We start from the raw sequence: 21,288 nt of genomic DNA, 5'->3' as shown, positions 1-21,288 counted from the left end.
ACGCGCGTTGCCGATGCTTTTATTACGGTGCCGGGTAGGTATAAACCTGATGCACCGCTTCAATCTCCGCTAACACCTCTTCGCTGAGGGTCAGGTGGAAACTCTCAATATTGGTTTTCAGCTGCTCCATGGTCGTCGCGCCCAGCAGGGTGCTGGCGACAAACGGCTGACGACGCACGAAGGCCAGCGCCATCTGCGCCGGATCGAGCCCGTGGCGCTTCGCGATATCCACATAGGCCGCAACGGCTTTTTGCGTCTGCTCGCCGCTGTAACGGGTGAAGCGGCTGAAAAGCGTGTTTCGTGCGCCGGCGGGCTTCGCGCCGTTCAGGTATTTCCCCGTCAGGGTACCGAAGCCCAGGCAGGAATAGGCCAGCAGTTCCACCTCTTCGTACTGCGTCACTTCCGCCAGGCCCACTTCATAGCTGCGGTTCAGCAGGCTATAAGGGTTCTGAATGGTGACGATGCGCGGCAGGTCGTGCTTATCGGCCAGATGCAGGTAGCGCATCACGCCAAACGCCGTTTCGTTGGAAACCCCGATGTAGCGGATCTTACCCGCGCGCTGGCACTCCGCGAGCGCCTCCAGCGTTTCCAGCAGGGTTACGGCCGGAGCACTTTCGTTCCAGGCGTAGCCGAGCTTGCCGAAGCAGTTCGTCGGACGCTGCGGCCAGTGCACCTGATACAGATCGAGATAGTCGGTTTGCAGGCGCTTAAGGCTGGCATCCAGCGCGTCACGGATATTCTTGCGATCGAGGATCTGGTTAGGGCGGATCCCGGCATCGTTATTGCGGGAAGGGCCGCTGACCTTGGAGGCGATAACCAGCTTTTCGCGATTGCCGCGTTTCGCCAGCCAGTTGCCAACGTACGTTTCGGTAAGGCCCTGCGTTTCCGGACGTGGAGGAACAGGGTACATCTCCGCCACGTCAATCAGGTTAATACCCTGGCTGACCGCGTAGTCAAGTTGTGCATGGGCATCGGCTTCGCTGTTTTGTTCACCAAATGTCATCGTGCCCAGCCCCAGTTGGCTGATCTCCAGAGCGCTGTGGGGGATACGGTGATAATGCATAGCCGGTTTCCTTTAAAGATATACAGACCGCGTCAGGAACCTCCCGACAAAGGAATATAAACATGGCAGAGGGAAGGCAAAAGGGGAAGGAAAAAATCAAAAAGGCCAGCAAGCCACTGACCTTTATCGGTTTATCGTTCGATAATCTGGGATACTTCGTCGCGATTGATTTGCATTTGATTGCCTTCCCGATCGCGGTAACTCACAAGGCCGGTATCGTCGTCGACTTCGGGTTTGCCATCGGTCAGGATCATGCGGCCATCCTTGGTTGACATGACATAGTCGCTGCTACAACCCGATACTGCAAACGCTAAACCGACTGCTGAGATAATTACTGCCCATTTTTTCATCGTTCTCGTCCTCACCTGGCTCGTATCAAATCATAGTGTAGTAATAACCTGATATTACGACAGGTGAAAGGGGGGAAATCTTAAAAAGCGGGAGATTATGTTAGCCGGAGCGCATAATTGGTAAAAAACTATGTTTTCAGCAGGAAATGGCGTGCCAGCAGTGCTCCGGTGAAGTTCTTTTTAAGATAGAAGCCTCGCGGCAGCGTCAGGATCGGCTCGCCACGTGCGCCAACCGCTTCAGTGAGCGCTTTGCTGTTGGCGGCCTTCGGGCGCAGTTGCAGCACCTCACCATGCCGGGCGGTGATCCGCTCCACCTGTCCCAGCACGATCATGTCCATCAGCTCCTCCCAGTCCTGGGAAAGCTGCCTCTCTTCTTCTTCGTCAGGGCTCCAGAGCAGCGGAGCGCCAACGCGACGCTCTGCCAGCGGGATCTGCCTGTCGCCCTCAACGGGTACCCACAGAACCCGCTTCAGCTTATGCCTGACGTGGCTGGTTTCCCATGTCACCCCGCTGTTACCCGTTAGCGGCGCAACGCAGACGAAGGTGGTTTCCAGCGGTCTGCCCTGAGCGTCGATGGGGATAGTTTTCAGTTCAACGCCCAGCGCCGCAAAATCTTGCTCGGGCTTACTGCCCGCGCTTGCGCCCAGCCAGCGTTCCAGCAGCACGCCGATCCAGCCCTTATCGCGCTTAAGGTCGTTAGGTATCGTCAGCCCCGCCATCGCCGCGAGCTCGCCCAGCGTATAGCCAGCCAGACGCTGCGCCTGCTGGAGCAGCTGGGCTTCACTGACGGGGGCACTGGGCAATGGGGCGAGCGAATGCATGTTAACAACCTTTTTGATTAAAAAATGAGCTGATATTTTATCCCTTGTGGATAGAGTTTACCTTTTTCTGAGTAAATATTACATGTGGATGATTTTAATAATAATTTTCAGCGCTGAAAGCGTCAGGATACGGCTAAAAAATGGGTTGTTCAATTCTGGTCACTGACAATAAACAGGATCTTACACCATGTTATCCACAGAAAAATGGGATAACTGGGAATAACCCCCACTACTGTTTCAATTTACAGCCTTGACGTGCGATGAAAATCGAATTTTCACACAAATTGTGCCTAACTTATTGGCACAATCTGTGGATAAAACCGACGCTGTTCGATCTTTCATCAGCACGGGGATCTTTGATGTGACGATCGTCACGTTAATCACCTTTTCTCCCTTTTGTATGCTATCAATATAATGAAATTAAACGGATTTTTAAAAATGGCTGGCGGAGGGGATAAGGTGGTCTGAAAGGTTGTTCATCGGTAATTCCGTACTTCTTCACAACTATATCCACAGAAAAGGTGAATAAAAATGGTCTCGATCGCCTCTATCTGTTTATAACTCCCCACAAAATTGTGAGTTATTCAATTGTTATTAGGCTGCAGGCCTGTAAGAGAGTGGTTTACCGCCTCCCTGTAGTGTGAAACAATCATTCATATATCAGATTTAGTTTGAGGTAGTCCGGTGATTGATGACGATGGCTACCGCCCAAACGTAGGAATAGTAATTTGTAATCGTCAGGGCCAGGTGATGTGGGCCCGGCGATATGGTCAGCACTCCTGGCAGTTCCCGCAAGGCGGGATCAACCCAGGAGAGTCCCCAGAACAAGCGATGTACCGGGAGCTGTTTGAAGAGGTTGGTTTAAGCCGGAAAGATGTTCGCATCCTGGCGTCGACCCGCAACTGGTTGCGTTACAAGTTACCGAAACGTTTGGTGCGTTGGGACACAAAGCCGGTTTGTATCGGCCAGAAACAGAAGTGGTTTCTTTTGCAGTTGGTGGGCAACGATTCAGATATCAATATGCAAACCAGCAGCACGCCGGAGTTCGATGGCTGGCGCTGGGTAAGCTACTGGTATCCTGTTCGTCAGGTCGTGTCATTTAAGCGCGATGTTTACCGTAGGGTGATGAAAGAGTTCGCAAGTGCTGTTATGCAGCTTCAGGAGACGCCTCCTAAGCCGCAGAGCGCACCTGCCTGGCGACGTAAAAGAGGTTAAGCTACGCAAATCATGCTCACCCGCTTGCGAGAAATAGTTGAAAAGGTTGCCAGCGCGCCTCGCCTCAACGAGGCGCTAAACATTCTGGTAACGGACATCTGTCTTGCGATGGAAACCGAGGTCTGTTCGGTCTATCTGGCCGACCATGACCGACGGTGCTACTACCTGATGGCGACCCGGGGATTAAAAAAACCGCGGGGCCGCACCGTCACGCTTGCGTTTGATGAAGGTATTGTTGGGCTGGTCGGGCGACTGGCCGAGCCAATCAACCTTGCTGACGCGCAAAAACACCCCAGCTTTAAATATATCCCCTCCGTAAAAGAAGAGCGCTTCCGCGCTTTCCTCGGGGTGCCGATTATTCAGCGCCGCCAGCTGCTTGGCGTGCTCGTTGTCCAGCAGCGCGAGCTGCGTCAGTATGATGAAAGCGAAGAATCTTTCCTCGTCACGCTGGCAACGCAGATGGCCGCCATCCTCTCTCAGTCTCAGCTCGCCGCGCTATTTGGCCAGTATCGTCATACGCGTATCCGCGCGCTTCCGGCCTCGCCGGGCGTCGCCATTGCCGAAGGCTGGATGGACGCCACGCTGCCGCTGATGGAGCAGGTATACGAAGCCTCGACGCTTGATGAAGCACTCGAGCGCGAACGGCTTACCGCCGCGCTGGAAGAGGCGGCGAATGAGTTTCGTCGCTACAGCAAACGCTTTGCCGCAGGCGCGCAAAAAGAGACGGCGGCCATTTTCGATCTTTATTCGCACCTGCTTTCCGATGCGCGCTTACGACGGGAGCTGTTCGCCGAGGTCGATAAAGGCGCGGTGGCTGAGTGGGCGGTTAAAAAGGTCATTGAAAAATTTGCCGAGCAGTTTGCGGTCCTGACGGATGGTTACCTGAAAGAGCGCGCTGGCGATCTGCGCGCGCTTGGGCAGCGTCTGTTGTTCCACCTCGATGATACCATTCAGGGTGCAAACGCCTGGCCGAACCGGTTTGTGCTGGTGGCGGACGAGCTCTCGGCGACGACGCTGGCAGAATTACCGCAGGACAGGCTGGCGGGCGTAGTGGTGCGCGATGGTGCCGCTAACTCCCATGCCGCCATTATGGTGCGCGCGCTCGGAATCCCGACCGTGATGGGCGCGGACATTCAGCCGTCGGTGCTGCACCGACGCACGCTGGTGGTGGACGGATATCGCGGTGAGCTGCTGGTGGATCCTGAGCCGGTTCTCCTCCAGGAGTACCAGCGTCTCATTAGCGAAGAGAATGAATTAAGCAAGCTGGCGGAAGATGACGTCAACCTGCCCGCGCAGCTGAAAAGCGGTGAGCGGGTGAAGGTGATGCTTAACGCGGGCTTAAGCCCCGAGCACGAAGAAAAGCTCGGCAGCCGCATCGATGGCATTGGTCTGTACCGAACCGAAATCCCCTTCATGCTGCAAAGCGGCTTCCCGTCGGAAGAGGAGCAGGTCGCACAGTATCAGGGCATGCTGCAGATGTTTAACGATAAGCCCGTTACGCTGCGTACCCTGGACGTCGGCGCGGATAAACAGCTGCCCTACATGCCCATCAGCGAAGAGAACCCCTGCCTTGGCTGGCGCGGGATCCGCATTACGCTCGACCAGCCGGAAATCTTCCTGATTCAGGTCCGGGCAATGATGCGCGCCAATGCGGCCACCGGGAACCTCAGCATTTTGCTGCCGATGGTCACCAGCATTGACGAAATCGACGAGGCGCGGCGGCTGATTGAACGAGCAGGACGCGAAGTGGAAGAGATGATCGGCTATGCGATCCCTAAACCACGTATCGGCGTGATGCTTGAAGTGCCCTCGATGGTCTTTATGCTGCCGCAGCTGGCGACCCGCGTTGATTTTATCTCCGTCGGCACCAACGATTTAACGCAATACATTCTGGCGGTAGATCGCAACAACACCCGCGTCGCCAGCATTTACGACAGCCTGCATCCGGCGATGCTTCGTGCCCTGGCGATGATAGCCCGTGAAGCCGAGCAGCATAATATCGATTTGCGCCTGTGCGGTGAAATGGCCGGCGATCCGATGTGCGTGGCGATCCTGATTGGCCTTGGCTTCCGTCACCTGTCCATGAACGGGCGTTCCGTTGCGCGCGTGAAATACCTGCTGCGTCATATCGCACATGACGATGCGCGCGAGCTGGCCGCGCGTAGCCTGGAAGCACAGCTGGCCGCCGAGGTGCGCCATCAGGTGGCTGCGTTTATGGAACGACGCGGCATGGGCGGGTTGATCCGCGGCGGCCGCTAAACCCTCTTTATCCCTCCTGTTGAATAAGAGAGACGGGGGAGGGCATCAGTATGCACCATTCCATATACACATCTTTTACATCTCAGGCGCATCCTCCGCGCCTGCCTTATGCTATTATTCGCAACTTTGGAGCACCTGCCACTGGCGGGAATGCAATTCAGCCGCTGTCCACTTTCAGCGGAATAACAACATCTTGTGGTGACAGATGAACAGTGGTTATCTGCATTTTCCGGAATTCGATCCGGTTATTTTCTCAATTGGTCCCGTAGCGCTTCACTGGTACGGTCTGATGTACCTGGTGGGCTTTGTCTTTGCCATGTGGCTTGCTGGCCGTCGCGCCAGTCGTCCGGGCAGCGGCTGGACGAAGAACGAAGTGGAAAACCTGCTTTATGCTGGCTTCCTCGGCGTGTTCCTGGGCGGGCGCATCGGCTATGTCCTGTTCTATAACTTCCCGGTATTCCTGAACGATCCGCTCTATCTGTTCCGCGTCTGGGACGGCGGCATGTCCTTCCACGGCGGGCTGATTGGTGTGATCCTGGTGATGGTGATCTTCGCCAAACGCACCAAACGTAACTTCTTCCAGGTGGCTGATTTTATTGCGCCGTTAATCCCGTTTGGCCTGGGCGCAGGGCGTCTGGGCAACTTCATCAACGGGGAGCTGTGGGGTCGCGTCGATCCGAGCGTGCCGTTTACCATGCTGTTCCCGGGCTCCCGCGCAGAGGATATCGCGCTGCTGCCTTCGCATCCTGAGTGGCAGTCCATTTTCGATACCTACGGCGTTCTGCCGCGCCACATGTCCCAGCTTTACGAGCTGGCGCTGGAAGGCGTGGTGCTGTTTATCATCCTGAATCTGTACATCCGCAAACCGCGCCCAATGGGGGCCGTCTCCGGTCTGTTCCTGATTGGCTACGGCGCGTTTCGTATCATCGTCGAGTTCTTCCGCCAGCCGGATGCACAGTTTACCGGCGAATGGGTACAGTACATCAGCATGGGGCAGATCCTCTCCATTCCGATGATTGTCGCGGGTGCCATTATGATGATTTGGGCGTATCGCCGTCGTCCACAGCAACAACTTTCCTGAGGAATCATGAAACAGTATCTTGAATTGATGAAAAAAGTGCTCGACGAGGGCACGCCGAAAAACGACCGCACCGGCACCGGGACGCTCTCCATTTTTGGCCACCAGATGCGCTTCAATCTGCAGGAAGGCTTTCCTCTGGTGACGACGAAGCGCTGCCACCTGCGCTCGATCATTCATGAACTGCTCTGGTTCCTGCAAGGCGATACCAACGTTGCTTATCTGCATGAAAACAATGTCTCAATCTGGGACGAATGGGCAGATGAGAACGGCGACCTGGGGCCGGTTTACGGCAAGCAATGGCGCGCGTGGCCTACGCCAGACGGTCGCCATATCGACCAGATCACCACGGTAATGAACCAGCTGAAAAATGACCCGGACTCGCGCCGTATCATCGTTTCGGCCTGGAACGTCGGTGAGCTGGATAAAATGGCGCTGGCCCCGTGCCACGCCTTCTTCCAGTTCTACGTGGCGGACGGCAAGCTCTCCTGCCAGCTTTATCAGCGTTCCTGCGACGTGTTCCTCGGCCTGCCGTTTAACATCGCCAGCTACGCGCTGTTAGTGCACATGATGGCCCAGCAGTGCGATCTTGAAGTAGGCGATTTTGTCTGGACGGGTGGGGATACTCACCTCTACAGCAACCATATGGAACAGACGCATCTCCAGCTGACGCGCGAACCACGCGCGCTGCCGAAGCTGGTGATCAAACGTAAACCGGACTCGATCTTTGACTATCGTTTTGATGATTTCGAGATCGAGGGCTACGACCCGCATCCCGGCATCAAGGCACCTGTCGCCATCTGATACGGCAAATCCTGACACAACCGGCGCTTCCTGGCGCCGGTTTTTTTTTGCGCCCGTTGCGTTCTTCGAGCCTGTTTCCAGAGAATATGCAACGCGCTGCAACAGGCTAAATTCTCCGGAATGCGCCTCGTAACGCTATGGTTTGCCGCTCGCGCCTAAAAGGGCATTCCGCCACACTCCCGCCATGAAAAAAGAACATGGCTTTACGCTGACAGAAACCCTTATTGCCATCTCGCTGGTGGTGATCCTCAGCGCCACAGGGCTTTCCGGCTGGGACCGCTGGCAGCAGCGGCAGCGGCTCTGGCAAACCGCCTGTCAGGTGAGGGATTTCCTGGTGTTCCTGCGTAATGACGCTAACCGTCACAACCGCGAACATACGATCGCGCTTCAGAGTGACGGGGAAAACGCCTGCCTGGTCAGCTCTGCGGCTTCGGGGTGTGATAGCGCCAGCCCCTTTGCGATGAAGCCGCTGTGGCCCGGGATCGCGATGGGCGACATCACGCCATCGCTGGGGTTTTACGGCTTAAGGGACACCGCGTGGGCCGGACATATACGGGTGGAGAGCCGTGCCGGTACGTGGTGGGTGATTGTCTCAAACGGCGGGCGTATCCGGCTGTGCAATGCCGCAGGAGAAGCTGGATGTCAGTAAATCAAAAAGGGTTCTCGCTCACGGAGGTGCTGATTGCAATGGCAATAGGCAGCATTCTGTTACTCAGCACGTCGCGTTTGCTGCCGGGGCTTCAGCGGAGCGTTTTGCTGCAATCCGGGCAGCTTGAGCTGGAAGGTGAGGTCTGGCAGCGTCTGCTCGCGATCGGTAAACAGCTACAGAGAGCAGGCTACTGTGCCGGGCATTGCCAGGGGCAGGGAATGACCCTCGGCAGGCAAGGGCAGTGTCTTATTGTGCGATGGGATGCCAACAGCAACGGCCAGTGGGATGCCACCGCGTCAGAAAATGACAGCACGGGGTATCGGCTTGAGGCCGGTTCGCTTGAAACGCTGCGGGGCGCGACATCCTGTGAGGGTAAGGGGTGGGATAAACTCACCGATCCTGAGCGGATCTTCATAGAGCAGTTCAGGGTCAGCAAATCCGACCATCCTGGCTTTGCACCGGTAATGACGCTTGAGTTGAGCGGCCGCAGCAAGGGTGCACTGACCGCGCCCTTTTCGGCCCGCTATAGCGTTACGGGGTTTAACCTGTGAGTCGCCAGAGGGGAATGGCGTCGCTGGCGCTGGTTCTGCTTGTGCTGATGCTCGGCACGCTGATCCTCACCGGATTAAACCAGCAGCTGCAAACCTACAGCATGCTGGTAAGTGGCGAGAGCCATTTTGTCCGCCAGCAGGCTGCCGTGCAATCTGCCCTGGAGTGGGGACGGGTTCAGCGCTGGGCTTTGCAGCCGGAGGTGCAGTGCAGGCAGGTGCAGCGTGTGCGGGTTTGCTTACGGCGGTTTGACGATCGCGTGTTGCTCATCGCCGGCAATGACGACCTGCTGCTGTGGCGAGGAGGAGAGGTGGCGGGAGGGCAGATACGGTTTTCCACCCACGGCTGGAGCGATTTCTGCCCGCTTAAGGAGAATGCGCTATGTCAGTTACCCTGAGTAAGCAACAAGGATTTAGCATGGTGGAAGCTTTGCTGGCAATGATGCTGCTGGTTGTGGTTGTCACGGCATTGACCGGGTATTATCGCGCGCTGGCAACGCGGTTTACGGCGCTGAGCCAGTATCGGCAGCTATGGCATCATGCCTGGAATCAGTCGCAGCTCTCAACGTTGCCGCTTCCGCCCGGCTGGCAGGTCAGTCGGGGGCAGACAACGCAGTCCGGATGTGTCAGCATCACGGTCACACTTATTTCTCCTCTGGGGCGGCAGAGCGCGTTAACGCGTCTGCATTGCCCGGTTAGCCGGTAGTCGGGAGCGTTTATGCTAAGGGTTTACCACTCAAATCGTCTGGATGTGCTGGAAGCACTGATGGAGTATATCGTCGAGCAAGAGCGTCTTGACGATCCGTTTGAGCCAGAAATGGTGCTGGTGCAGAGCACCGGTATGGCGCAGTGGCTGCAAATGTCCCTTTCGCAGAAATTCGGCATTGCGGCGAACATCGACTTTCCGCTGCCCGCGAGCTTTATCTGGGAGATGTTTGTACGCGTGCTGCCGGATATCCCTGAGCAGAGCGCTTTCAACAAACAGAGCATGGCCTGGAAGCTGATGACGCTGCTCCCGGACATGCTGGAGCAGGATGAGTTTGCCATGCTGCGCCACTATCTGAACGACGACACCGACAAGCGCAAGCTTTTCCAGCTGGCCTCACGCACCGCCGACCTCTATGACCAGTATCTGGTTTACCGCGCGGAGTGGCTGATTCGCTGGGAAGCCGGTGAACTGGTGGATGGCTTGCCGGAAGCGCAAATCTGGCAGGCTCCGCTCTGGAAAGCGCTGGTTGAGCATACCGAAAAACTTGGTCAGCCTAAGTGGCACCGCGCTAATTTATACGATCGGTTTATCTCAATTCTTGAGAACACCCCGGAACGGCCCGCTCGCCTGCCGTCACGCGTGTTCATTTGCGGTATCTCCGCGCTGCCGCCGGTCTACCTGAACGCGCTAAAAGCGCTGGGTAACCATACTGATATCCATATTCTCTTTACCAACCCGTGTCGACACTATTGGGGGGATATTCAGGATCCGCGCTGGCTTTCACGACTGGTCACCCGCCAGAGAAAGCGCCTCTTTGAAGAACGCGCCGTGCCCCTGTTTAAAGACAGCGAAAACGCGGCGCAGCTGTTTGATGAAGAGGGGATCCAGAACCTGCCGAACCCGCTGCTGGCCTCGTGGGGCAAGCTTGGGCGCGACTATATCTATCTGCTTTCGGAAATCACCTCCTCCGGTGAAGGCGATGTGGATGCGTTTGCGGACATAACGCCGGACAGCCTGCTGCACAACATTCAGCTCGATATCCTGGATTTAGAAAACCGTGCCGTTGCCGGGATCACCGCCGAGGAATTTGCCCGTAGCGATAAGAAGCGCAGGCTCGATCCCGACGATCGCAGTATCGCGATCCACGTGTGCCACAGCCCCCAGCGTGAAGTTGAAATTCTGCACGATCGCCTTCTGGCTATGTTGCACGACGACCCAACCCTGACGCCGCGCGATATCGTGGTGATGGTGGCGGATATCGACAGCTACAGCCCGTTTATCCAGGCGGTATTTGGCAGCGCAACGGGCGATCGCTACCTGCCGTACGCGATCTCAGACCGCCGCGCCCGCCAGTCTCATCCGGCGCTGCAGGCCTTTATCAGCCTGCTTTCGCTGCCTGATAGCCGGTTTATTTCTGAAGACGTGCTGGCCTTGCTGGATGTGCCGGTGCTGGCGGCACGTTTCGATATCAACGAAGAAGGGCTGCGCTACCTGCGCCAGTGGGTCAACGAATCCGGCGTCCGCTGGGGAATTGACGATGATAACGTCCAGGAGTTCGAGCTCCCTCCGACAGGCCAGCACACCTGGCAGTTTGGCCTGACGCGCATGCTGCTGGGGTATGCGATGGAGAGCAGCCAGGGAGAATGGAATGACGTGCTGCCCTATGACGAATCCAGTGGGTTAATCGCGGAGCTGGTCGGCCATTTAGCCTCGCTGCTGATGCAGCTCAATCGCTGGCGTCGTTCGCTGATGCAGCCTCGTCCGCTTGAAGAGTGGCTGCCGATTTGCCGCGAAATGCTGAACGATTTCTTCCTGCCTGACAGCGAAACGGAAGCCGCCATGGCGCTTATCGAGAAGCAGTGGCAGGCCATCGTTGATGAGGGCGTAAACTCACACTATCACGAGGCGGTTCCCCTTTCGCTTCTGCGCGATGAGCTGACGCAGCGTCTCGATCAGGAGCGTATCAGCCAGCGCTTCCTGGCGGGGCCGGTGAATATCTGTACCCTGATGCCCATGCGTTCCATTCCGTTCAGGGTGGTGTGTCTGCTCGGCATGAACGACGGCATTTATCCGCGCGCGTTGCCGCCGCTGGGCTTCGATCTCATGAGCTCGCAGCCGAAGCGGGGCGACCGCAGCCGCCGCGATGATGACCGTTATCTGTTCCTGGAAGCGCTGATTTCTGCGCAGAGCAGGCTGTACATCAGCTATATCGGGCGGTCAATTCAGGACAACAGCGAGCGTTTCCCGTCCGTGCTGGTGCAGGAGCTGGTGGACTACATCGGGCAGAGTCACTACCTGCCTGGGGATGAAGCCCTTAACTGCGACGAAAGCGAGCGTCGGGTGAAAGCGCATATCACCTGTCACCATTCACGTATGCCGTTTGATCCGGTCAACTATGTTCCTGATGAACAGCAGAGCTACGCCCGGGAGTGGCTTCCCGCCGCGAAGAAAGCGGGGACGCCGCAAACCGATTTTATTCAGGAGCTTGAGCCGCGCGTCATTGACGCTCTGACCTTTGAGCAGCTGCAGCGCTTTTGGGCGCACCCGGTTCGGGCCTTTTTCCAGCAACGCCTGCAGGTGAACTTCCGCTCAGAAGAGAGCGAAATTCCGGATGCCGAACCGTTTATTCTGGACGGGCTGGAGCGCTTTAAGCTCAATTCCCAGCTTCTGAATGCGCTGGTCGATGAGGAAGATGCCAGCAAGCTGTTCCGTCGTTACCGGGCATCCGGGCTATTACCGTACGGGGCTTTTGGAGAGATCGTCTGGGATGCCCAGTGCGAGGAGATGCGAGCCCTTGCTGACCGCGTTATCGCATGTCGACAGCCTGGAAGCAGCATTGAAATCGATCTCGATTGTAACGGTGTGCACCTCAGCGGCTGGCTCACCCATGTGCAGTCTGACGGGCTGCTGCGCTGGCGTCCGTCCCTGCTCAGCGTTTCACATGGCCTGCAACTCTGGCTCGAACATCTTGTCTACAGTGCGGGTGGTAACGAAGGCGAAAGCCGGCTGTTTGTGCGTAAGGACGGCGAGTGGCGCTTCCCACCGATGAAGCCTGAGCAGGCGCTGTCGTATCTGTCGCTTTATATTGAAGGTTACCGGCAGGGAATGAACAAACCTCTGCTTTTGCTGCCTGAAAGTGGGGGGGCGTGGATAAAAGCCTGTTACGACGCGCAGAATGATGCCATGTTAACGGATGATGCTTCGCTGCAAAAAGCGCGCAGCAAGTTTTTGCAGGCCTACGAAGGGAACATGATGGTGCGTGGCGAAGGTGAAGATGTCTGGTATCAGCGCTTATGGCGCACGCTTGAGCCAGAATACTTCGACATTATCACGGAAGAGGCACAACGCTACCTGTTACCGTTGTTTAAATTTAATCAGTCCTGAGCGCTGTATAAAAATTGCGCAGTATGAGGTGTTCATTTATGATGCACCTCTTATCACGGACTGATGTACCTAAAGAAAGAGATGCTGGCACGTCCAGCACGCACGTTGTTAATGATGTAGCCGTGATAAAGAGGTCGTAATGCCAGGCAGCACCTTGTTCAAAGCGTTTGTTTTGTTTATCGCCCTTTGGGCTCCCGTCACTCAGGCAGCTTCCGGTTGGCAACCCGTTCAGGAAACAATCCGTAAGAGCGAGAAGGATACCCGCCAGTATCAGGCTATTCGTCTTGATAATGGGATGACCGTGCTGCTGGTTTCCGATCCGCAGGCGGTAAAGTCGCTCTCCGCACTGGTTGTGCCGGTTGGATCGCTGGAAGATCCTGACGCCCATCCTGGGCTGGCGCACTATCTCGAACATATGACGCTGATGGGCTCTAAAAAATACCCGCAGCCGGATAGCCTGTCCGAATTTCTGAAGATGCACGGCGGCAGCCATAACGCCAGCACCGCACCATATCGCACCGCGTTTTACCTTGAAGTGGAAAATGATGCGCTTGACGGAGCGGTGGACCGACTGGCGGATGCCATTGCCGCACCGCTGCTGGATAAAAAATACGCCGACCGTGAACGCAACGCCGTGAACGCTGAGCTGACGATGGCGCGCACCCGAGACGGTATGCGCATGGCGCAGGTTAGCGCTGAAACCATCAACCCTGCCCACCCGGGCTCGCGCTTCTCCGGCGGCAACCTTGAAACGCTGAGCGATAAACCGGGCAGCCCGGTGCTCGACGCGCTGCATGCGTTTCGCGATAAATACTATTCCGCCAACCTGATGAAGGCGGTCATCTACAGCAACAAACCGTTGCCGGAGCTGGCGGCCATGGCGGCAAAGACCTATGGCCGGGTACCAAATAAAAATATCGATCTGCCTAAGATTAACGTGCCGGTTGTCACCGACGCGCAAAAAGGCATCGTTATCCACTACGTGCCGGCACTGCCGCGCAAGGTGTTACGCGTTGAGTTTCGTATTGATAACAATACGGCGCAGTTCCGCAGCAAAACCGACGAGCTGGTGACCTATCTTATCGGCAACCGCAGCCCGGGCACGCTTTCCGACTGGCTGCAAAAGCAGGGGCTGGTGGAAGGCATTCGCGCCGACTCCGATCCCGTAGTGAACGGTAACAGCGGCGTGCTGGCCATCTCCGCCACGCTGACGGATAAAGGGCTGGCGCACCGTGACGAGGTCGTTGCGGCCATTTTCAGCTATCTCGCTCTGCTGCGGGAGAAAGGCGTCGATAAACGCTATTTTGACGAGCTGGCCCACGTGCTGGATCTCGACTTCCGCTACCCGTCTATTACGCGTGACATGGATTACGTTGAGTGGCTGGCAGATACCATGATCCGCGTGCCGGTGGAGCATACGCTGGATGCGGTAAACATTGCCGACCAGTATGACGCCGCAGCGCTTAACGCGCGTCTGGCGATGATGACGCCGCAGAACGCCAGGGTCTGGTATATCAGCCCGAACGAACCGCATAACAAAACGGCCTATTTCGTCGATGCCCCGTATCAGGTAGAAAAAATTAGCGAACAAACCTTCGCTGGCTGGCAGAAAAAGGCTGGCGAGATTGCGCTGAAGCTGCCGGAGCTTAATCCCTACATCCCGGATGACTTCTCGCTAATCAAAACCGCCAAAGCTTATCCGCACCCGACGCTGATTGTTGATGAGCCGACGCTGCGCGTGGTTTACACCCCAAGCCGCTATTTTGCCGACGAGCCCAAAGCCGACGTCAGCGTGGTGCTGCGCAATCCAAAGGCGATGGACAGCGCCAGAAATCAGGTGATGTTTGCGCTCAACGATTATCTGGCCGGTATTGCCCTCGATCAGCTCAGCAACCAGGCCGCCGTTGGCGGTATCAGTTTCTCGACCAACGCCAATAACGGCCTGATGGTTAACGCCAACGGCTACACCCAGCGTTTGCCGCAGCTGTTCGAGGCGCTGCTGGACGGCTATTTCAACTACACGCCAACGGAAGAGCAGCTGGAGCAGGCCAAATCCTGGTATGCGCAGATGATGGATTCTGCGGAGAAGGGCAAAGCCTTCGATCAGGCCATTATGCCTGCCCAGATGCTGTCGCAAATTCCTTACTTCCAGCGCGAAGATCGCCGCGCGTTACTGCCCTCAATCACCTTAAAGGAGGTGCTGGCTTACCGCGATGCGCTGAAAAGCAACACCCGTCCAGAGTTCCTGGTGGTGGGGAACATGAGCGAAGATCAGGCAAAAACGCTGGCGCAAAACGTGCGTAAGCAGCTGGGCTCGAAGGGCGATGAGTGGTGCCGTAATCAGGACGTACTGGTGGAGAAAAAGCAGAACGTTCTCTTCGAGAAGGCGGGGAGCAGCACCGACTCCGCGCTGGCCGCCGTGTTTGTCCCTACCGGTTATGACGAATATACCAGCTCGGCGCAGAGCGCCGTGCTCGGACAAATTATTCAGCCGTGGTTCTACAACCAGCTGCGCACCGAAGAACAGCTGGGCTACGCGGTGTTCGCCTTCTCCATGAACGTGGGCCGTCAGTGGGGGCTGGGCTTCCTTCTGCAAAGCAGCGACAGGCAACCGGCTTATCTGTGGCAGCGCTATCAGGCCTTCTTCCCGCAGGCGGAAGCCAAGCTTCGCGCCATGAAGCCGGAAGAGTTTGCCCAGATCCAGCAGGCGGTCATTGCCCAGGTAATGCAGCCACCGCAGACGCTGGGTGAAGAGGCGTCGCAGCTGAGCAAAGATTTTGATCGCGGTAATATGAAATTCGATTCGCGTGATAAAATCGTGGCCGAAATAAAACAGCTAACGCCACAAAAGGTTGCCGATTTCTTCCATCAGGCGGTGGTAAAACCGCAGGGTATGGCCATCCTTTCCCAGGTCTCTGGTAGCCAGAGCGGGAAAGCGGACTACGTGAAGTCGAAGGAGTGGACCCTCTGGAAGAGCGTTAGCGCACTGCAACAAACTATGCCCTGGAGTAAGAAAGAATGACCCATACCGCTGAGCCGCTTGATCCCCTCAGATTACCACTACAGGGTGAGCGACTGATTGAAGCCTCAGCGGGAACGGGAAAAACCTACACTATCGCCGCGCTATACCTGCGCCTGCTGTTAGGGCTGGGCGGTAACGCGGCTTTTTCACGCCCGCTAAGCGTGGAAGAGCTGCTGGTGGTGACGTTCACCGAAGCGGCCACTGCCGAGCTGCGCGGCCGTATCCGCAGCAATATTCATGAACTGCGCATCGCCTGTCTGCGCCAGACCACGGATAACCCCCTCTACGCAAGCCTGCTGGACGAAATCGCGGATAAGCAGCAGGCTGCGCAATGGCTGCTGCTGGCCGAACGGCAAATGGACGAAGCCTCGGTCTTCACCATTCACGGCTTTTGTCAGCGCATGCTGAGCCTGAACGCGTTTGAGTCCGGCATGCTGTTTGAGCAGCAGCTTATCGAAGATGAATCCGAGCTTCGGTATCAGGCCTGCGCGGACTTCTGGCGTCGTCACTGCTACCCGCTGCCGCGCGATATTGCCGAAGCGGTTCACGCCCTGTGGAAAGGCCCCGAAGAGCTCCTGCGCGCCATCGACCGCTATCTGCAGGGCGAAGCGCCGGTCATTAAATCCCCGCCGCCTGCCGATGAAACGCTGGCCTCGCGTCATGAAAAGATCGTCAGCAAAATTGCCGCGCTTAAGCAGAAGTGGAATGAGTCGGTCGGTGAAATTGAAGGGATTATCGAAAATTCCGGTATCGACAGGCGCAAGTTCAACCGCGGAAACCAGGGGAAGTGGATCGAAAAGATCAGCGCCTGGGCCCAGGAGGAGACGCGAGGTTACCAGCTTCCGGACGCGCTGGAGAAATTTTCCCAGCGGTTTTTGACCGAGCGGACCAAAGCCGACGGCATCGTGCCGGAGCATCCCCTGTTTGTTGCGATTGAAGCGCTGCTTGCCGAGCCCTTAACGCTCAACGACCTGATGATCGCCCGCGCCATGAAGGAGATCCGCGACGCCGTAGCGCGTGAAAAACGTCGCCGGGGCGAGCTGGGGTTTGATGACATGCTGAGCCGCCTGGACGAGGCTCTGTCCAGCGAGAACGGCGACGCGCTTGCCAGCGCAATTCGTACCCGATTCCCGGTGGCGATGATTGACGAATTTCAGGACACCGACCCCCAGCAGTACCGCATTTTTCGCCGCATCTGGCGACAGCAGCCGGACACGGCCCTGCTGCTGATTGGCGATCCCAAGCAGGCGATTTATGCCTTCCGTGGTGCAGACATCTTTACCTACATGAAAGCCCGCAGCGAGGTTGTCGCGCACTACACGCTAGACACTAACTGGCGCTCCGCCCCGGGCATGGTTGAGAGCGTCAATACGCTGTTCAGCCGCATGGAGACGGCGTTTATGTTCAGTGAAATCCCCTTCCTGCCGGTGAAATCCGCCGCGAAAAACGCGACCTTACGCTTTGAAGTGGGGGGCGCGATGCAGCCCGCCATGAACTTCTGGCTGCTCGAGGGGGAAGGCTTTGGCGTGGCAGAGTATCAGGCGGCGATGGCCCAGCACTGCGCCGCCCAAATCCGGGACTGGCTGAGCGCGGGCGCGCGCGGCGAGGCGCTGTTATGGAAGGGGGAGCAGGCAAACCCTGTTAAGGCCTCCGATATCACCGTGCTGGTGCGTAGTCGCCAGGAAGCGGCATTGATCCGCGATGCGCTCACGCTGCTCGATATTCCGTCCGTTTATCTCTCTAACCGCGACAGCGTGTTTGATACGCTGGAAGCTCAGGAAATGCTCTGGCTGCTTCAGGCAGTGCTGGCGCCGGAGCGTGAAAGTACGCTTCGAAGCGCGCTGGCCAGCTCCATGCTGGGGCTGAACGCGCGGGATATCGATGTGCTCAACCATGATGAGAATGCATGGGATACGGTGGTGGAAGAGTTTGTCCATTACCGCGAGCGCTGGCAAAAGCGCGGCGTCATGGCGATGCTGCGCGAGCTGATGACGCGCCGTCAGATTGCCGAGAATATGCTTGCGACATCCGGCGGCGAGCGTCGTCTTACCGATATTTTACACATCAGCGAACTGTTGCAGGAAGCCGGTACCCAGCTTGAAAGTGAGCATGCGCTCGTGCGCTGGCTGGCGCAGCAAATAGCCGATCCCAACAGCAATTCCTCAAGCCAGCAGATGCGTCTTGAAAGCGATAAGCACCTGGTGCAAATCGTGACCATTCACAAATCGAAAGGGCTGGAGTATCCGCTGGTCTGGCTGCCGTTTATCGCTAACTACCGCGAACAGGACCAGGCCTTTTACCACGATCGTGAATCTTTCGACGCGGTGCTCGACCTCAGCAAAGCGGAAAGCAGCGTTGAGCTGGCGGAAGCGGAGCGTCTGGCGGAGGATTTGCGTCTGCTTTACGTAGCGCTGACCCGTTCCGTCTGGCATTGCAGCCTCGGCGTGGCGCCGGTTTTCCGCCGTCGCGGTGAGAAAGCAGGGGAGAGTGATTTCCACTTAAGCGCGTTAGGGCGGCTTATCCAGCGTGGCGAGCCGAAAGACGCGGCGGGGCTGCGTCTGTGTATTGAATCCCTTTGCGGCGACGATATTGCGCTGCATATTCCCGCGTTGCCAGACAATAGCCGCTGGCAGATGGCGGAAGAGCCAGAGTCCGATCTTAACGCGCGCCAGATCACGCGGGTGCTTGCCGACGACTGGCGGGTTACCAGCTATTCCGGCCTTCAGCAGCACGGGCAAAGCATCGCGCAGGATCTGATGCCGAAGCTCGACGTGGATGCCGCAGGGGTGGGTGATGTTCCGGCTGAGCCGACGTTAACCCCGCATCAGTTTCCGCGCGGCGCGTCGCCGGGAACCTTTTTACACAGCCTGTTTGAAGAGCTTGATTTCACCCAGCCCGTCAGCGAGGAGTGGGTATTAAAGATGTTGCAGAGCGGAGGCTATGACGCGCACTGGCAGCCCGTCCTGACTGAGTGGATCAACGCCATTTTGCAGGCGCCGCTGACGGAGCAGGGCATCTCTCTTAGCCAGTTAACGGCCAGAAATAAGCAGGTTGAGATGGAGTTTTATCTGCCCGTCGCGGGGCCGCTTAGGGCCGACGCGCTTGACGCGCTGATCCGCCAGTACGATCCGCTGTCAGCCGGCTGTCCGCCGCTGAACTTCCGTCAGGTGCAGGGCATGCTGAAAGGGTTTATCGACCTGGTCTTCCGTCACGAAGGGCGCTATTACCTGCTGGATTACAAATCAAACTGGCTGGGCGAGAACAGCGAGGCCTATACCCAACAGGCGATGGCGGCGGCCATGCAAATGCATCGCTACGATCTCCAGTATCAACTCTATACCCTGGCTCTCCACCGCTACCTGCGCCACCGCATTGCGGATTACCGCTATGACGACCATTTTGGTGGCGTTATCTACCTGTTCCTGCGCGGGGTGGACGCAGCCGATCCGCGTTCGGGCATCTTCAGCACCCGCCCGGATGCCGACCTGATCGATAAAATGGACAGCCTGTTTGCAGCAAACGCGGAGGAGATGGCATGACGATGCAGGAACTATTGCTGGAGGCGGTAGAGCAACGCGTGCTGCGTCAGCTGGATGTGCAGTTTGCCATGATGATTGCCGCTGACCAGCCCGCCGTGATGCTTGCCGCTGCGCTGTTGAGTAAAGACGCCGGGGAGGGCCACGTCTGCCTGCCGCTCTCGCGCCTGAAGTGTGACGAGAAAATGCCGCCTGTCCTCCAGTCCTGCTTTGCGCTGCTGGGAGAGGCGGTGGACTGGCAAAATATTTTGCGCGAATCGTCGGCCGTCGGGCCGGGAGAAAACCAGGCGCCGCTGATCCTGACGGGAGAGCGCTTGTATCTGAACCGCCTGTGGCGAAACGAGCTGACCGTTGCCCGCTTCTTTAGCGAGACCAATGCGCCGCTCCCCTGTGACGAAGCGCAGCTTCGCCAGACGCTGGACGTGCTGTTCAACTCTGGCGAAGTAACAGACTGGCAGAAAGTGGCGGCGGCCGTTGCCCTGACGCGGCGGATCTCGGTGATTTCCGGCGGGCCGGGGACCGGTAAAACCACGACCGTGGCAAAGCTGCTGGCAGCGCTGATTCAGCTCTCTGGCGAGCAGCGGTGCCGTATTCGTCTCGCTGCGCCCACCGGGAAGGCGGCGGCGCGTCTGACCGAATCGCTGGGTGGTGCGCTGCAGCGGCTGCCGCTGACGCAGGAGCAGCTCGCGCTGTTCCCGGGAGAAGCCAGCACCTTACACCGGCTGCTCGGCGCACAGCCGGGTAGCCAGCGGCTGCGCTACCATGCCGGGAACCCCCTGCATCTGGACGTGCTGGTGGTGGATGAAGCCTCCATGATTGACCTGACCATGATGTCGCGCCTGATCGACGCCCTGCCGCCGCATGCGCGCGTGATTTTCCTGGGCGACCGTGACCAGCTCGCCTCCGTTGAGGCCGGGGCGGTGCTGGGGGATATCTGCACCTACGCCAGCTACGGTTATACCCCCGCGCGGGCGCAGGAGCTGGCTCGTCTGACAGGTTGTTCCCTTGAGCCGGACACTACGCCGGTTGCGGGTGCGCTACGCGACAGCCTGTGCCTGCTGCAAAAAAGCTACCGTTTCGGTAGCGACTCCGGCATTGGCCAGCTGGCAGCGGCAGTCAACCGTGGGGATCGGCATACCACGCGCACGGTGTTTGACGGCACCTTCACCGATATTGAAAAGAAATCGCTGCAAAGCGGGGAAGAGTACCAGGCCATGCTTGAGGACGCTCTTCAGGGATATCAGCATTTCCTGAGCCGCGTGCAGCAGCGCAGCGATCCTGAGCAGGTCATTGCCGCATTTGGTGAGTACCAGCTTCTGTGCGCCTTGCGGGAAGGGCCGTTTGGCGTTGCGGGCCTGAACGACAGGCTGGAGCAGCTGCTGGTGCAGAAACGCAAAATTCACCGACAGCCGCATTCGCGGTGGTATGAAGGCCGGCCAGTGATGATTTCGCGCAACGACAGCGCGCTGGGCCTGTTCAACGGGGATATCGGGATTGCGCTCGATCGCGGTAACGGGCTGCGCGTCTGGTTCCAGCTGCCGGATGGCAGCGTGAAGTCCGTACAGCCGAGCCGCCTGCCAGAACATGAAACGGCGTGGGCGATGACGGTACACAAATCGCAGGGCTCCGAGTTCAACCACGCGGCGCTGATCCTGCCGACACAGCTTTCGCCGGTGGTGACCCGCGAGCTGGTCTATACCGCCATTACCCGCGCGCGCCAGCGCCTCTCGCTGTATACGGATGAACGCGTGCTGGTACAGGCGATTGCCACCCGTACCGAGCGCAGAAGCGGACTGAGCGCGATATTTGAATCTGTCTGAGCGAGCGCCCTCTCCGGGAGGAGAGGGTAG

15 protein-coding genes and 1 pseudogene are annotated in these 21,288 nt (G+C 57.6%); 12 read left to right on the top strand and 4 right to left on the bottom strand.

The annotated features are described in order from the left end of the window. Nucleotides 1–22: 22 nt before the first annotated feature. From OWK27_RS14490 to OWK27_RS14475, 4 genes and pseudogenes are all read right to left on the bottom strand, one after another. The gene (locus OWK27_RS14490; RefSeq protein ID WP_193354907.1) at nt 23–1,063 is read right to left on the bottom strand and encodes an NADP(H)-dependent aldo-keto reductase; all 1,041 of its coding nucleotides are present in this window, start codon (nt 1,061–1,063) and stop codon (nt 23–25) included. A 131-nt stretch (nt 1,064–1,194) separates the two neighbouring features. Beyond that, a complete protein-coding gene (locus OWK27_RS14485) occupies nt 1,195–1,413 on the bottom strand; it encodes a YgdI/YgdR family lipoprotein (RefSeq protein WP_003862794.1) in 219 nt (72 codons plus the stop codon). A gap of 128 nt (nt 1,414–1,541) precedes the next feature. Next, on the bottom strand, nt 1,542–2,234 hold the full coding sequence (mutH, locus tag OWK27_RS14480; protein WP_267590643.1) for a DNA mismatch repair endonuclease MutH: 693 nt from the start codon (nt 2,232–2,234) through the stop codon (nt 1,542–1,544). Nucleotides 2,235–2,389: 155 nt separating this feature from the next. Next, nucleotides 2,390–2,464, bottom strand: a pseudogene (locus tag OWK27_RS14475) (hypothetical protein); the annotation flags it as partial. A 454-nt stretch (nt 2,465–2,918) separates the two neighbouring features. Between OWK27_RS14475 and rppH the strand changes: the two are divergent. From rppH to recD, 12 genes are all read left to right on the top strand, one after another. Then, entirely contained in the window at nt 2,919–3,449 is a 531-nt protein-coding gene (rppH, locus tag OWK27_RS14470) for an RNA pyrophosphohydrolase (protein ID WP_063451936.1), read from the top strand. A gap of 12 nt (nt 3,450–3,461) precedes the next feature. Then, nucleotides 3,462–5,708 (top strand): phosphoenolpyruvate--protein phosphotransferase, encoded by a 2,247-nt coding sequence (gene ptsP / locus OWK27_RS14465; protein ID WP_148421130.1) that lies wholly within the window; start codon nt 3,462–3,464, stop codon nt 5,706–5,708. Nucleotides 5,709–5,913: 205 nt separating this feature from the next. Beyond that, nucleotides 5,914–6,789, top strand: coding sequence for a prolipoprotein diacylglyceryl transferase (lgt, locus tag OWK27_RS14460; RefSeq protein WP_022649236.1), 876 nt, complete (start codon nt 5,914–5,916; stop codon nt 6,787–6,789). 6 nt (nt 6,790–6,795) lie between these two features. Next, the gene (gene thyA, locus OWK27_RS14455) at nt 6,796–7,590 is read left to right on the top strand and encodes a thymidylate synthase (RefSeq protein ID WP_006811817.1); all 795 of its coding nucleotides are present in this window, start codon (nt 6,796–6,798) and stop codon (nt 7,588–7,590) included. A gap of 184 nt (nt 7,591–7,774) precedes the next feature. Further along, nucleotides 7,775–8,239 carry a prepilin peptidase-dependent protein gene (locus tag OWK27_RS14450; protein ID WP_148421134.1) on the top strand — a complete coding sequence of 155 codons (465 nt, stop codon included), beginning with the start codon at nt 7,775–7,777 and terminating at the stop codon, nt 8,237–8,239. Continuing rightward, complete coding sequence (locus tag OWK27_RS14445; RefSeq protein ID WP_148421136.1) at nt 8,230–8,790, top strand: prepilin peptidase-dependent protein; 561 nt, start codon at nt 8,230–8,232, stop codon at nt 8,788–8,790. Before OWK27_RS14450 ends, OWK27_RS14445 begins: the two co-directional genes overlap by 10 nt. Next, on the top strand, nt 8,787–9,185 hold the full coding sequence (locus OWK27_RS14440) for a DUF2509 family protein (protein ID WP_267590642.1): 399 nt from the start codon (nt 8,787–8,789) through the stop codon (nt 9,183–9,185). Before OWK27_RS14445 ends, OWK27_RS14440 begins: the two co-directional genes overlap by 4 nt. Continuing rightward, entirely contained in the window at nt 9,170–9,493 is a 324-nt protein-coding gene (locus OWK27_RS14435; protein ID WP_267590641.1) for a prepilin-type N-terminal cleavage/methylation domain-containing protein, read from the top strand. Before OWK27_RS14440 ends, OWK27_RS14435 begins: the two co-directional genes overlap by 16 nt. 12 nt (nt 9,494–9,505) lie before the next feature. Further along, the gene (gene recC / locus OWK27_RS14430; RefSeq protein ID WP_267590640.1) at nt 9,506–12,880 is read left to right on the top strand and encodes an exodeoxyribonuclease V subunit gamma; all 3,375 of its coding nucleotides are present in this window, start codon (nt 9,506–9,508) and stop codon (nt 12,878–12,880) included. A 139-nt stretch (nt 12,881–13,019) separates the two neighbouring features. After that, on the top strand, nt 13,020–15,902 hold the full coding sequence (gene ptrA / locus OWK27_RS14425; RefSeq protein ID WP_267590639.1) for a pitrilysin: 2,883 nt from the start codon (nt 13,020–13,022) through the stop codon (nt 15,900–15,902). After that, the gene (gene recB, locus OWK27_RS14420) at nt 15,899–19,441 is read left to right on the top strand and encodes an exodeoxyribonuclease V subunit beta (protein ID WP_267590638.1); all 3,543 of its coding nucleotides are present in this window, start codon (nt 15,899–15,901) and stop codon (nt 19,439–19,441) included. Before ptrA ends, recB begins: the two co-directional genes overlap by 4 nt. Then, nucleotides 19,438–21,258 carry an exodeoxyribonuclease V subunit alpha gene (gene recD, locus OWK27_RS14415; protein WP_267590637.1) on the top strand — a complete coding sequence of 607 codons (1,821 nt, stop codon included), beginning with the start codon at nt 19,438–19,440 and terminating at the stop codon, nt 21,256–21,258. The genes recB and recD overlap by 4 nt, the downstream gene beginning before the upstream one ends. The last annotated feature ends 30 nt before the right edge of the window (nt 21,259–21,288 follow it).

The organism is Enterobacter cloacae complex sp. 2022EL-00788 (genome assembly GCF_026627565.1).
GTDB lineage: Bacteria > Pseudomonadota > Gammaproteobacteria > Enterobacterales > Enterobacteriaceae > Enterobacter > Enterobacter pasteurii.
The sequence above is the reverse complement of the archived record's forward strand: the minus strand, read 5'-3'. Positions and strand labels throughout refer to the sequence as shown.